Source organism: Leuconostoc sp. S50, assembly GCF_016624925.1.
In the GTDB taxonomy this organism is placed as follows: domain Bacteria; phylum Bacillota; class Bacilli; order Lactobacillales; family Lactobacillaceae; genus Leuconostoc; species Leuconostoc pseudomesenteroides.
Genome location: NZ_JACVUE010000005.1, coordinates 105,988 through 119,744 on the forward strand (window position 1 = coordinate 105,988; position 13,757 = coordinate 119,744).

A 13,757-nucleotide genomic window follows, 5' to 3' on the forward strand; every position below is an offset into this window, starting at 1 on the left:
GTACATAGAAATGATAGAAAGAAGCTTTTCAGATGTTGAATAAATCTGATGTTAAAGTGTTGCCAAACATTTTGGGACAGTTGCTCTTATTAACGATCGTTATTTTCGGTTGTTTTGCATTAAATAAACAAGTATATGCAACGATTGTGCAACAGCCTTTAGAAGCAGCGCAAAAAAGAAATATCAATCAAACTGTTGGTTATACTATTACCAATGAACCGTCTAGCTTACAAATTTCGGATAAGAAGGTTTCGTATTATTATTTAGCCACACGCCAAAAACAAGAATTTACTGTATATATTGATATTTTGAATGGTGCGCATAAAAATACTTTTGATATTAGTGTTAATACAGGTGTTACGAATCGTAATTTGTCAGTTGATTATGGCACACCACTTAGCCAGAGTACAGGTGTCGCTGTAGTAGCACCATTCGAATTTGAAAAAATTGTTGGTGTCGACACAACTAAGTATGGTGTAGAAAAAAATTCTCGAACAACGTTAACAGTACCAGCTGACACACGGGCAAGAATTCCTGTGACCATTCATATGCCAAGAAAACACTATAACGGCATTATGTCAGGTGGTATATCGGTTTTGAAAGAAAATCAGCAGGTTAATGCAAAGTCAACATTACAAAACCAGTATGCTTATGTGAAAGGATTAGTATTACAACAAGGCACTGCTGATATTCAACCCCAACTAGACTATGGTTCGTTGAAAACAATTGCTAAAGATTACCAGCCAAAAACAATTGTGACAATAAATAATTCAACTTTAGTGAACATTGAACATGTTAGTATGTCGGGTACAATTACAAACAAGTTGAATCAAGTTATTAGTAAAGTTAATGTTCAAGATGGTGAGATATCACCCGCTGCAAAGATACCGGTTGAATTTGTTTGGTCGAAAAAGAATTTCAAGAATGGCCACTACAAAATGCATCTTCAATTAAATGATCAAAATAACCATCGCTGGGTATTCACTCGTGATTTTACTGTTACAAACCGCCAAGATGTTTTAAAAGCAGCTCAGTATCACGCGCCAATCAATCGCTTGTTAGTTTTGTTAGTTAGCGTGATCGTACTTTTGATTGCCATTTGTGTTTGGCTATTAGTTAAAAACCATCAAAAAAAAGACTGATATTGTTGGGAGGAGGAAAGTAGTATGAAAAATTATTGGCAGAAACTGGCACAATGTTTTACAGGTCTGATAGTGCCACTATTAATCGGTGATAAAGCAAGTGCTGATGATACTTTAACAGGAACAGTTTCAATCAATATTCATAACGATATTAATTCATCAGTTCCTAAATTTTCTACTAATCCACATTTTGTCGAACATAGTAGTACACACGCTATATCAAACTTACCAAGTACATCAGCTGTGCTTCGAATAGAAATCGGTTTTACGATAATTACGTTTGTAATTTTACTGCTGGTTTTTTTGATGCTAATAAAACGGAAGAGGGCAGCTAATGGTCAGTAAAGGTTTCTTCAGAAATATTATTGCTATACTAATTGCTATGGTTGCGTTATTGATTGGCTTTCCATTAGGTCATGCAGACACTCAGTCATTTATTGATCAAGATGGTAGCATCACAGGCGTACGTCATGCAACATATTATAAAGTAACAACATGGCAAGAGATGTTTAGTGCATACCGGTCTGCGCCTGATAACCAAATGGTTTATTTGTCAGTTGAAAAGGATATTGCGGGGTCACCTGATTTTGCAGGCGGCAACGGTCGTATGATTGCTGGAAAAGGTGTTGATATACTAGGAAACGGTCATAAAATATTTGTCGATAATGATACTAACTATACTTCCGGTACAGCTAGATCAGGTGGGGGACAAGGTTTTTTCTCCAGTGATGCTAGCGTGACGAGCAATACTGAAATGACGGTTGAAAATGCCACGATTATTAACAATCATGCCGATGGTATTTTCGCAATCACGGGTAATGCCACAGCGACAACTATCTATAAGAACATTCACACTGTAAATGGTGCATTGACTAACGGTGCTGGCCCTATTCGAAATGAAAATGGCACTATTAAATTTATGGGGAATAATGTGTTTAATATCCTGCAGGGGCAAAGTATGGTAGACCTTGGATCTGGCTCAAAAATTGATATGAGTCAGACTAAAGCCAATAATTCGGGTGCTGACAATAATGGTGAATGGATTCAAGGTGGTCAAAATGTTGAAGTAGTTGATGGCAATACAACAGTTAACCAGTCATGGGGCATGGATCAGCCTTTTTATACGTATTACACGAAGAATGGTTCTAACTTTTCTGTTGATGCTAACGCAAAGCTGAACTGGAATCTTAATGAAACCTATACAATGTGGTACGACGATGGCAATGCTAATGGTCCACTTAATTGGAATTTAGGAGAAGGCAGCCAATTTATCGTTAATGGTACAAAAAATACTGCTATCCACAATAACAATTGGTTCATGTGGATGAATACCTTAAATGCCCTAAATATCAACATGGCAAGCCACGCTTTGCTTGATATTACGTCAGGCGGTGGTTCAATTAATTTGGATGGCTTCCAAAGTGGCAAAACTATGATTAATATGGCTAAAGATAGTAGTCTGAACTTGTATAACCTCAACACTAGCACATCGTTATTCAGTGGCGTTCCTGTCAGTGGATCAGAAATCAATTTGAATGACCCCACTGATGTAACGATGAAAACAGCTGGTGGATCAGTCTTTCAAAGCGGTTGCAATATTCCAATTAATATCAAAGGTAATGGGCTACGGTTACACGCTTCCACTAATACAGCAGCCGAACAGGACAATGACCTATACAAGCGATTGACTACAGGTAGTACCAACGGTAATTTTACAAGTGCACAAATGTCGCCAACAGCGTATAGTGCCGATGACCTTAAATTTTTACAGAAAGCGATATATATACAATGGGCTCAACCGAATGGCAACCATTTGATTGATGGTAATCTGAATCGAACTTTTGTATTCAATGTTCAAGATTGTCCTCAAAGTGGTCTAGGAGGATTAGCTAGTGAAGGTGGATATTTTGTTGGGTCTAGTGATAACGACATGCATTTTAAATTTTGTGCTGATGAAGGAACGAGTCCAAATGTTAAAATTCAAGTATCACTAGCAAACAATCTTTTGCCCCACCAAACTGCTTATTATTGGCGAAGTGCAGGAGAAAATGATGTTACTACTCTGTCAACAACACCCGACACGATTTTGTCAGTGACTAGTGATGATCATTTACCAGAAGGTGTCACAATGAAAGATGCTGGAGAAGAATATGATGTGACATTTAAGAAGGATGAGGCTTTACTGCTCAAAGCAGGAAATGGCATACCGACTCAACATTTAGGCGGTGCTCAAGCCAGTTTTACTTATTCAATGGTTGATGCGCAATAATGACAGCGTTTTGTATCTACTGTTCAGAAATGTCTTTTTGTAAGTGATACACTAGATAGGTGCTTTATCTGTCATAAATACGGTGATATAGCAAGACGGGACTGGAGAAACTATTATTTCAGTCCTATTTATTTTGACAAGGGTGGTCCGATTAAAACATGAACAAATTTGATTTTTTGTATGAAAAAGATCAATTAACAAAACTGATAATTCTCGATATACTAATTACTAAATCGAAAATAGCACCTACTGGTCAAATTACGATGTCGATTCATGATCTGCAATGCAATCTGAAAATATCATTTGCGATAATTTTAACGTTAACGACAATTAAAAAAAGAATATTAGCATTAGCAGATGATGTTACAACGCTGCATTATGACAACTGGATTGTTGTAGATAGGGATGGCGAGTGGATAAAACTCAATGTCAAGATGGCTGATCATTATATTTGTTTAAAGCAATTTTATTTAAAGACAAGCACTAAATTCAGATTGTTAGACCGAATTATTCAACATGAAGATGATCATTTAATCGATTTTTGCGAAGCGTTGCATTTGTCGCGAACAAAAATCAATGACATGAAATCTCATTTAAATCAAGGTATCACGCAACTAAATCAAGGTATAAGGATAAAAAATTATAAATTAGTTGGTGAAGAAAAAGCTATTAGAGATTTTTTGTTTGCGTTATATTTTTTGTGCTTCAATGGTGCCTACGTACCTGTTAGTGAGCGTGTGATTAACCAAGCAAATCAGAATGTAGTAAGAATAAATAGCACTTTACAAGAACCTTTGTCTCAAGTTCATGTTGTGGCTTTTCGTTGTTATTATGCAGTCAGTGTCTTGCGTCTGAATTTGCATCATGTGATTAAGGATGATTTGCAGCTGTTTGTGCCACAAGTCTATAAGTGCTCACAATGGATAGGCCCTAGTATCAATAGTTTGTTTACCCAAGATCCCTTTATACCAAGACTTACCGGTGCTGATTTGGTAAATGAAATCGAATGGTATATGCTGTTCATTATGGCGTGCGACAACAATACTAAAAAAATCGGCAAGACAGTATTTTTAAGTTCCTATTATTGTGAGCTATTCCAAGCAATTTCAGCTACTATTAATCGGCAATTTGTACTGACGTTTGGAAACAACTATACAAAACAACAAGACGTGACAACAAAATTAAGCGACAAATTTTTCACAATCGTTTTGCGCTATGTAGTTCGTCATAGCATTGGGTCTACCAATGTTAGTGATCATTCTTTCGATCACATCAACAAGTCTATTGATCGGCACCCAATTTGTGCAATATTTCTCTTGAATTGTTTGGCGGATTTAGCTCAGACAATTTATCCGGCGCATTTGCATGAACGGGAAAATTTTTTAAAAGCGACTTTTTCACAATTGTTATATAAGACGTTAACAATTATACCCATTTCCCAATTTATTCAACCGATTAACGTCTATATTGATTTTTCTCAAGGGTTCATGGACAATACTCACGCTGCTCGTTTATTAGAGGAAATAGGGGAGTACTTAAACATATATTTCGTGAAGGACTGGCAAAATGAACCAATAGACGTCTACATATCAGACATGCCAGACGTTGACTGTTTTTCATCAAAAAATGGTGTTTCAGTCACAGTGAATCAATATTTTTCAGATGTCGACTTAACTCGTATTCGTCAATTGCTCATTACAGTACTAGGTAATAAATTTTGGCAGCAAAAGGTTGGTTTGCCACAATAAAAACGTGTGAGTTGATAAATTGCAACTCACACGTTTTTTAAGCTTCACCTGTGATATCACCGTGAACAAGCCGTTTGAAAATATGTCGATCGGCCCAAGCAATGTTACGACCTTGGAAAAGAAAAGAGACAATCGTGCCTAGTCCTAAAGCCACAAGCTGGTGACTGAACGGGAAACAGAATGCTGAAATACCAATGGCAACAGCAAAGTTACTCATTTGCGCTTTACTAGCATTGCCGTGAAAATAATCAAACCGTAAAATGTTGGTCAAGTCATCAAGGGGATGTAGAATCCAATTGACACGCTGATAAATGGAAATCGCAACCCCAATCGTCCACACCGCAAAAATATCGATTGGTAGTAACCACCACCAAGCAAGATGGCGAATGCCTAAGGCAACAAATAGGTTAGCAAAAACACCAACCAATAAACTAAACGACATGCCAAACACAATATTGCCAATTAAACGGGGCCAATTAAAGTGCATGGCGAGCCACATATTCAAAAAAGCGACACTCGTAGCAAAAAAAGCAAGAAATAAACTGATCGGCGCACCAGTTAGATTGGCTAAATTAGCTGCGCCAGCCGTCCAAGGGGCTGATCCCATTGCAGTTGCGACACTCAAGCCATTCCCAAAAGAATTGATAATTAGAGATACAACGAAAAAACTAATTTTTTGTTTGTATCCTAACTGGTAAAATTGTCCGTCAATATAATACATGTCATCTTGTCCTCAAGCTAATATATTATCTTATTATAGCATTGTCACCGTAAAGTGCTTGGCACGTTTATCGTACGAATTCATGATTTTATCATATTTAGGACGCAATATTTACACTTTCTTCATAGAATAGTTATATAATAAGCCGTAGGCGTAATATTAAAAAAATATGCCGATACTGTGATTAAGTACACAATGTTACCAATGTGTTTGTAAGCGCTTGCAAATGTACAATTATCAAGTGTTTAACAAATAAAAATTAAAAGTGTTGCTTTTTCTTGACACTTATTATATACTTAGATTGTTAAGAAATGAGCAAACAAAAAGGAGCACAAAATTATGGCAGAAGCAACTGCAAAGAAGCCCGCTAAAAAGGTTTTGACACCTGAAGAAAAAGCTGAATTAACAGCTCAAGCTGAAAAAATGACAGCCGAATTGGTTGAAAAGTCACAAAAAGCTTTGGCTGAATTTTCAACATTTTCACAAGAACAGGTTGATAAAATTGTTGCCGCAATGGCATTAGCTGGTTCTGAAAATTCACTATTGTTGGCCCATGAAGCCCACGATGAAACTGGTCGAGGTGTTGTTGAAGATAAAGATACCAAGAACCGTTTTGCCTCTGAATCCGTTTATAACGCGATTAAGTTTGACAAGACAGTTGGCGTTATCAATGAAGATAAAATTCAAGGAAAGGTTGAATTAGCAGCACCACTTGGTGTATTAGCTGGTATCGTACCAACAACTAATCCAACGTCCACAACGATTTTTAAGTCAATGTTGACAGCTAAGACGCGTAATACGATTATCTTCGCATTCCACCCACAAGCACAAAAGTCATCAGTTCACGCTGCACAAATCGTTTATGAAGCAGCTGTGAAAGCTGGTGCACCCAAGAACTTTATCCAATGGATTGAAAAGCCTTCAATCTACGCTACAACTGCTTTAATTCAAAATCATGGCATCGCTTCAATCTTGGCTACTGGTGGTCCATCAATGGTTAACGCCGCTTTGAAGTCAGGAAACCCATCAATGGGTGTTGGTGCTGGTAACGGTGCTATCTACTTGGATGCAACCGTAGATACTGACCGCGCTGTGTCAGACTTACTTTTGTCAAAGCGTTTTGATAATGGTATGATCTGTGCCACTGAAAACTCAGCGGTTATCCAAGCGCCAATTTACGACGAAGTCTTGGCTAAATTACAAGAACAAGGTGCTTACCTTGTGCCAAAGAAAGACTATAAGAAGATTGCTGATTACGTCTTCAAGCCAAACGCCGAAGGTTTCGGTGTAGCCGGACCAGTTGCTGGTATGTCAGGTCGTTGGATTGCTGAACAAGCTGGTGTTAAGATTCCTGAAGGCAAAGATGTTTTGTTGTTCGAGTTGGATCAAAAGAACATTGGTGAAGCGCTGTCATCAGAAAAGTTGTCACCATTATTGTCAATTTATAAAGTTGAAAAGCGTGAAGAAGCCATTGAAACAGTTCAATCATTGTTGAACTATCAAGGTGCTGGTCACAACGCCGCAATCCAAATTGGTTCACAAGATGACCCATTCATCAAAGAGTATGCTGATGCAATTGGTGCATCACGTATCTTAGTTAACCAACCAGATTCAATTGGTGGTGTTGGTGATATCTATACAGATGCTATGCGTCCATCATTGACGCTTGGTACCGGATCATGGGGGAAGAATTCATTGTCTCACAACTTGTCAACATACGACTTGCTTAACATCAAAACTGTTGCACGTCGTCGTAACCGTCCACAGTGGATCCGTTTGCCTAAGGAAGTTTATTATGAAGCAAACGCGATTACTTATTTGCAAGAATTACCATCAGTTAAGCGCGCCTTCATCGTGGCTGATCCTGGTATGGTGCAATTTGGCTTCGTTGGTAAGGTTTTGAGCCAACTTGAATTGCGTCAAGAACAAGTCGAAACTAACATCTACGGTTCAGTTAAGCCTGATCCAACCTTGTCACAAGCAGTTGAAATTGCACGTCAAATGGCTGATTTTAAGCCTGACACAGTCATTTTGCTTGGTGGCGGTTCAGCATTGGATGCTGGTAAGATTGGTCGTTTCTTGTACGAATATTCAACACGTCATGAAGGTATCTTGGAAGATAATGATGCTATCAAAGACTTGTTTACAGAACTACAACAAAAGTTCATGGATATCCGTAAGCGTATTGTTAAGTTCTACCATGCACGTTTGACGCAAATGGTTGCAATTCCAACCACATCAGGTACTGGTTCAGAAGTGACACCATTCGCGGTTATCACTGATGATGAAACACACGTTAAGTACCCATTGGCCGACTATGAGTTAACACCTGAAGTTGCCATTGTTGATCCAGAATTCGTGATGACTGTACCAAAGCGCACAGTTGCATTCTCTGGTTTGGATGCTTTGTCACATGCCTTGGAATCATACGTTTCAGTAATGGCCTCAGAATTTACACGTCCTTGGGCGTTGCAAGCTATTAAGTTGATTTTTGATAACTTGGCTGACTCTTATCACTATGATCCAAAGAACCCAACTAAAGAAGGTCAAAACGCACGTACAAAGATGCACTATGCTTCAACTTTGGCAGGTATGTCATTTGCTAACGCCTTCTTGGGTATCAACCATGCCTTGGCCCACAAGACTGGTGGTGAATTCGAATTGCCACACGGTTTGGCCATTGCGATTGCAATGCCACACGTGATTAAGTTCAATGCCGTAACTGGTAATGTTAAGCGTACACCATACCCACGCTACGAAACTTATACAGCACAAAAGGACTATGCTGACATCGCACGTTACCTTGGTTTGAAGGGTAACACAGATGTTGAATTGGTTGATTCATTGATTGCAGCTGTTAAGGATTTGGCTGCGTCAGTTGAAGTTAACCAAACATTGTCAGGCAACGGCGTTGACAAGAAGCACTTTGACGATGCTTTGGATAGCTTGATTGATTTGGTTTACAATGACCAAACAACACCAGGTAACCCACGCCAACCTAGTTTGGCAGAAATTAAGCAATTGTTGAAAGATCAGTTTTAATTAATGTTAATGAAAAACACACGCAACGTGAGTTGTGTGTGTTTTATTGTGTGATCACATAAATCAATAATGCAATTATCACGATGACAACCAAAATTATAGTGCCTTTAATTGATAATAAGCTCAATCCACGCTCTGGGTGGTTGGTGACATCGTTTAAAGTATCATCTAAATTACTGCGACCAAAACTGTCTTTTTTCATGTCGTTCTCCAAAGGGTAAGTTGACGGGATATGTTTCTTTTATTGCTAGATATTGTAATGCAAATTGATGAGGAATACCAGCTGTAATTAAAAAACACAAAGGATAAAATTATCCTTTGTGTGTCAAACTTAGCATTAAATATTTTCAAGATGACCTTTTTTATCTTTAGCGATTAAGTAGTAAACGGTTGCGGCAATTGACCACGCCCAAACGATATGTCCCCAGAATTCTGAGAAATGTTCATCGAATGGTTGATCCCATGGTGCAGGGACCGTTCCAAAGGCGGGCATCAAGATGACGTGCCACACAATCCAAAGAACGATACCATAAGCGGCACCTTGCCACAAACCAATTTTTGACCAGTATTGTGATACAAAAACGTACAAGACTGAAAAGGCGATAGCAAATGAAAAATGTAAAATCAAGGTGAACCAGAAAACTTTTTGATCTTGTGAATAGTAGAAGTAAGATTCAACTAATTTTTTTGGAATACCTAATTGCATGGCCATGTGTTGTGGCGGATTAATCAGGTTACGGGCAATTGTACGAGGTGGAAAAATATTTTCCCAACCAATTTTTACCATACCGGAAATCATACCGGCGATGAAACCGTACCAGACACTTTTGATAATGATTTCTTTGAGACTAGCCTTTGGCTTATTTAAAACAAACATCAATACTCTCCTTAAAATGTGAATAAAATAACAAACAAATATTAATTTTAAACGTTTATCAATCAATTGTCAAGTGAACTAATAAAGGGAGCTAGCCACTTCAAAAAATGAGACAAAAAGTCTCAAAATCGTTTTGATACAAACAAAAAGCCACCAAATTGATGACGACTATTTGATGGCAATAAAATGAGTGTTGTTGTTTTTTGGTATAAGCTGTGGTGCCTTTACACTAACAAATAGATAGTGATTATGAGAAACATTGAACATGAAACCACATATTACTACAGGTTAAAATTAAGCCTCGTCGTACCAAGAATAGTGGAACATTTCGCCGGCTGGCTTATCCACGCGTTCATAAGTATGAGCGCCGAAGTAATCCCGTTGTGCTTGAATCAAGTTGGCTGGCAAAACAGCTGATCGGTAGGAATCGTAATAGGCGACTGCAGCAGACAACGACGGTGTTGGAACACCGGCTGATACAGCAAGTGCCACAACACGGCGGGCTGCACCTTGATACTTTTCAGCAATGTCTTTAAAGTAGCTATCCAAAAGCAAATTATGCAAATCACTTTTAGTTGTATAGGCGTCGGTGATTCGTTGTAGGAATTGTGCGCGGATAATCGCACCAGCACGCCACAATTGCGCAAGTTCACCAAATGGTAGATCCCAATCATAATGATCAGAAGCCATCCTTAATTGGTCAAATCCTTGGGCGTAAGACATGATTTTACCAAAGTAGAGTGCCTGACGAACATCTTCTGCGACGCTGTCTTTGTCACCATCAAAGGTAAAATCAGGACCGTTTAGCAAATCAGCAGCTACGAGGCGATCTGATTTTAGCGCTGAAATATAGCGTGCGTAAACAGATTCGGTAATCAATGACTGTGGTGCACCAACTTCAAGTGCTGATTGTGATGACCATTTACCCGTGCCTTTGTTACCGGCGCGATCGAGAATCAAGTCTACTATTGGTTTGTCAGAACCTAAATCATCTTTGCGGGTTAGAATATCGGCTGTGATTTCGATTAAGTATGAGTTTAATTCACCACTATTCCAATCAGCAAAGGTCTTAGCCAAATCATTGGCATTCAAATCGAGGACACGCTTTAAAATATCGTATGATTCGGCGATTAATTCCATATCACCATATTCGATACCATTATGCACCATTTTGACGTAGTGACCAGCACCATTTGGACCAACATAAGTAACCGTTGGCCGACCATCTTCAGGCGCTTTGGCGGCAATTTGTTCCAAAATAGGTGCCACTGAATCATAAGCTTCGCGTTGACCACCGGGCATTAGCGATGGTCCTTCGAGTGCGCCTAATTCACCACCAGAAACACCCATGCCAATAAAGTTGATGCCTGATTGTGAGAGTTTTTCTGAACGACGGATTGTATCTTGGAAGAAAGTGTTACCACCATCAATGAGCAAATCACCTTTTGATAAATGTGGTAGCAACTCATCAATGACATCATCAGTGCCTTTACCAGCTTTAACCATTAGTAAAATACGGCGTGGTGCTTTGATGGATTGTACAAAATCAGGGATTGAATAACTAGGAATAAATGATTTATCAGCGTGCTTTTGAACCAAATCATCTGTTCGCGCGCGAGACCGATTAAACACTGAAACGGTGTAACCACGTGACTCAATGTTGAGTGCCAAGTTGCGACCCATTACCGCTAAGCCAACAACGCCAAAATCTGACTGTGTCATACTATATACCTGCTTTCCAATAATTGTATTTATACGTGATATGAACTGCAATTTTTATTTTGAATTATATTTAACTTACTACCCCAAAATCTATTAGTCAGTGTCTCATAAAACGGTATAAAAGAGTGCCTACTTTCCAAAATAAAATAATAGATTTGTTACTTTTATGGTAACACGCACATGGCTTTTGTCACTTGATATGTTTGTGAAAATTGTGAGTTTTTTGTGTTCACATTGGCTTCTGAAAGGATGTTGTTTTAGCCATTAGTGCGACAATAAAAAAAGCCTGATGACTCAGACTTCTTGGTAAACGAGTTCAATTTTTAATCGATCTGGATCTTCAAAATAAAGGGCTTGGTAATCTTGCCCGCCAGCGTATGGATATTGTTGCGGGTACAATTCTTTCAGGTTAAGCTCATGAATCCAGTTACGCCAGTGGTCAAGTTCCTGACGTGAGGCGACATGGAAAGCGAGATGATTTAAACCATTGTGCTTGCGATGGAAACTTGGTGATAAATAGTTGTCTTCGGTTTGGACAAATACTAAGTAGGTCTCACCTAATTTCATTGAAAAGCCGGACGACCATTCTTGATAAATGTCATAGTCGAGTGCTGTTAAAAAAGGTAGCCAAAATTGACGTGATTTCTCCAAGTTAGCAACATTCATTTCAATATGATGGATCATACCACGCATGGTTAACCTCGTTTTGTTAATTTAACGACACCTTCCCAACGGGCAGTCTGTGGGAACATATCAATACTTTGAATATACTCAACCTGATAGACTTGTGCGAGATCCACTAAATCGCGTGCCAACGTGGAAGCATTACATGAAATATAAACAAATTTCTCGGGTTTTGTGCGTAGAATTTCCCGACGTAAAGCAGTGTCTAAACCAGTACGTGGTGGATCAACAATCAAAGCGTCGGCCACCCAGCCTTGTGCCTGCCACTTTGGAAATAAGGCTTCGGCTGTGCCAACTTCATAATGTGCATTTGTGATATTATTGCGTGCAGCGTTGTCATTGGCATCATCAACAGCCTCTGGCACAATTTCCATGCCACGCACTTCACCAGCTTTGTCTGCTAATGTCAGACCAATCGTTCCAACACCAGCGTAGGCATCAACGAGTTTATCTGCATGGGACAAATTTAGCGCGGTTAATGCTTCTTCGTACGCCACAGTCATTTGCGTGTGGTTGAGTTGCATGAAAGCTCGAGGCGATAATTGGAAGGTCTTGCCGAGAATGGTCTCTTCAATCGTGTCACGACCCCATAATTTGAGCGTTTCCTCACCCCACACCAAACTTGTACGACCGGGATTGTAATTTTGGAAGATACCCACGACTTCAGGTAATGCTTGATTGATAGCAGCAATTAAAGCTGTATCTCCGGGGAAGCCATCAGTATGCGTGACAAAAGTCAATTGCACGTCACCTGTTGTGTGTGAAACACGGGCGATAATTGTTTTCACAGTACCGCGATTTTTATCTTCATTATAGATGGAGACAGACAGTTTATCGAGTAGTTCTGCGACCTTGCGGATAACTTTCATGGTGGCTGGGTCTTGCGTGTGTACAACGGGCAAATCGACAAGTTCATGACTGCCGCGTTTGTACATGCCAACACTTAATTTATCGCCAATTTTGCGAACGGGGAATTGCGCTTTGTTACGGTAATCGTATGGGTTGTCCATGCCGATTGTGTCGCGTAATTCATAGTGTGTCCAGCAACGGGGTTGGAATTTTTCAAGAGCTTGGGCAATGACGTCCTTTTTGAAGGCGAGTTGCGCCGGATATGTCATGTGTTCAAGTTCAAAGCCACCTACAGTATCAGCGTACTCATCGAGTGGTTTGACACGTTGTGGTGATTTCTCACGAATTTTGAGCACTTTGGCGGCGATGTATTTTGGTTCAACTTCCGTGACTTTTACCACAGCGACTTCATCTGGTAAAGCACCTGGCACAAAGACAATCTTGCGTTTGAAATAGCCAATACCTTCACCATTAATACCCAATCGTTTGATTGTTAATGGGAAATTTTGACCAACGCGAACATTGACCCCGTCTTGTGCGCCATGATTGGGTCGGCGGTTGCCTTTAAATGACTGCTTATAGGCAGGCTTTTGTTGATTCCTATTGTGACCATTTTGATAGGGTCGTTTTTTTTCTGTTGTCATGTTTTACTTTCTGCATTGCAATGCCAAATAGCGGTTCGTTACGTCCTTAATCATACCAT

11 protein-coding genes are annotated in these 13,757 nt (G+C 39.3%); 5 read left to right on the forward strand and 6 right to left on the reverse strand.

From position 1 onward, the window contains the following. Positions 1–32 precede the first annotated feature (32 nt). The 4 genes from IAE53_RS06050 (at position 33) to IAE53_RS06065 (ending at position 5,159) form a co-directional block, all read left to right on the forward strand. On the forward strand, positions 33–1,142 hold the full coding sequence (locus IAE53_RS06050; protein ID WP_188353309.1) for a WxL protein host-binding domain-containing protein: 1,110 nt from the start codon (positions 33–35) through the stop codon (positions 1,140–1,142). 24 nt (positions 1,143–1,166) lie between these two features. Then, positions 1,167–1,487, forward strand: coding sequence for a hypothetical protein (locus tag IAE53_RS06055; RefSeq protein ID WP_148424050.1), 321 nt, complete (start codon positions 1,167–1,169; stop codon positions 1,485–1,487). Beyond that, positions 1,477–3,411, forward strand: coding sequence for a hypothetical protein (locus tag IAE53_RS06060; RefSeq protein WP_200136080.1), 1,935 nt, complete (start codon positions 1,477–1,479; stop codon positions 3,409–3,411). The genes IAE53_RS06055 and IAE53_RS06060 overlap by 11 nt, the downstream gene beginning before the upstream one ends. Positions 3,412–3,569: 158 nt before the next feature. Continuing rightward, positions 3,570–5,159, forward strand: coding sequence for a helix-turn-helix domain-containing protein (locus tag IAE53_RS06065; protein WP_200136079.1), 1,590 nt, complete (start codon positions 3,570–3,572; stop codon positions 5,157–5,159). 37 nt (positions 5,160–5,196) lie between these two features. Here IAE53_RS06065 and IAE53_RS06070 read toward each other — a convergent pair whose 3' ends face one another. Further along, positions 5,197–5,880 (reverse strand): hypothetical protein, encoded by a 684-nt coding sequence (locus IAE53_RS06070; protein ID WP_148424052.1) that lies wholly within the window; start codon positions 5,878–5,880, stop codon positions 5,197–5,199. A gap of 339 nt (positions 5,881–6,219) precedes the next feature. Between IAE53_RS06070 and adhE the strand changes: the two genes are divergently transcribed. Then, entirely contained in the window at positions 6,220–8,922 is a 2,703-nt protein-coding gene (adhE, locus tag IAE53_RS06075; protein WP_188352233.1) for a bifunctional acetaldehyde-CoA/alcohol dehydrogenase, read from the forward strand. A 43-nt stretch (positions 8,923–8,965) separates the two neighbouring features. Here the strand turns inward: adhE and IAE53_RS06080 are convergent, their stop codons facing one another. The 5 genes from IAE53_RS06080 to rlmD all read right to left on the reverse strand — a co-directional run bounded on the left by IAE53_RS06080 (position 8,966) and on the right by rlmD (position 13,698). Further along, a complete protein-coding gene (locus tag IAE53_RS06080) occupies positions 8,966–9,124 on the reverse strand; it encodes a hypothetical protein (protein WP_167497542.1) in 159 nt (52 codons plus the stop codon). A 135-nt stretch (positions 9,125–9,259) separates the two neighbouring features. Then, a complete protein-coding gene (locus tag IAE53_RS06085) occupies positions 9,260–9,799 on the reverse strand; it encodes a DUF1440 domain-containing protein (RefSeq protein ID WP_139967687.1) in 540 nt (179 codons plus the stop codon). Positions 9,800–10,093: 294 nt separating this feature from the next. Then, a complete protein-coding gene (gene gndA / locus IAE53_RS06090; protein ID WP_148424054.1) occupies positions 10,094–11,521 on the reverse strand; it encodes an NADP-dependent phosphogluconate dehydrogenase in 1,428 nt (475 codons plus the stop codon). 294 nt (positions 11,522–11,815) lie between these two features. Further along, positions 11,816–12,214: a VOC family protein gene (locus IAE53_RS06095; RefSeq protein WP_139967685.1), complete on the reverse strand. Its 399-nt coding sequence runs from the start codon at positions 12,212–12,214 to the stop codon at positions 11,816–11,818. Positions 12,215–12,216: 2 nt separating this feature from the next. Next, the gene (gene rlmD, locus IAE53_RS06100) at positions 12,217–13,698 is read right to left on the reverse strand and encodes a 23S rRNA (uracil(1939)-C(5))-methyltransferase RlmD (protein WP_200136078.1); all 1,482 of its coding nucleotides are present in this window, start codon (positions 13,696–13,698) and stop codon (positions 12,217–12,219) included. Positions 13,699–13,757 lie beyond the last annotated feature (59 nt).

Coding starts and splice junctions, on each gene's coding strand:
- adhE (WP_188352233.1), top strand. CDS start 6,220: ATGGCAGAAGCAACTGCAAAGAAGCCCGCTAAAAAGGTTTTGACACCT.
- IAE53_RS06070 (WP_148424052.1), bottom strand. CDS start 5,880: ATGTATTATATTGACGGACAATTTTACCAGTTAGGATACAAACAAAAA.
- rlmD (WP_200136078.1), bottom strand. CDS start 13,698: ATGACAACAGAAAAAAAACGACCCTATCAAAATGGTCACAATAGGAAT.
- IAE53_RS06080 (WP_167497542.1), bottom strand. CDS start 9,124: ATGAAAAAAGACAGTTTTGGTCGCAGTAATTTAGATGATACTTTAAAC.
- IAE53_RS06065 (WP_200136079.1), top strand. CDS start 3,570: ATGAACAAATTTGATTTTTTGTATGAAAAAGATCAATTAACAAAACTG.
- IAE53_RS06050 (WP_188353309.1), top strand. CDS start 33: ATGTTGAATAAATCTGATGTTAAAGTGTTGCCAAACATTTTGGGACAG.
- IAE53_RS06055 (WP_148424050.1), top strand. CDS start 1,167: ATGAAAAATTATTGGCAGAAACTGGCACAATGTTTTACAGGTCTGATA.
- IAE53_RS06060 (WP_200136080.1), top strand. CDS start 1,477: ATGGTCAGTAAAGGTTTCTTCAGAAATATTATTGCTATACTAATTGCT.
- IAE53_RS06085 (WP_139967687.1), bottom strand. CDS start 9,799: ATGTTTGTTTTAAATAAGCCAAAGGCTAGTCTCAAAGAAATCATTATC.
- IAE53_RS06095 (WP_139967685.1), bottom strand. CDS start 12,214: ATGCGTGGTATGATCCATCATATTGAAATGAATGTTGCTAACTTGGAG.
- gndA (WP_148424054.1), bottom strand. CDS start 11,521: ATGACACAGTCAGATTTTGGCGTTGTTGGCTTAGCGGTAATGGGTCGC.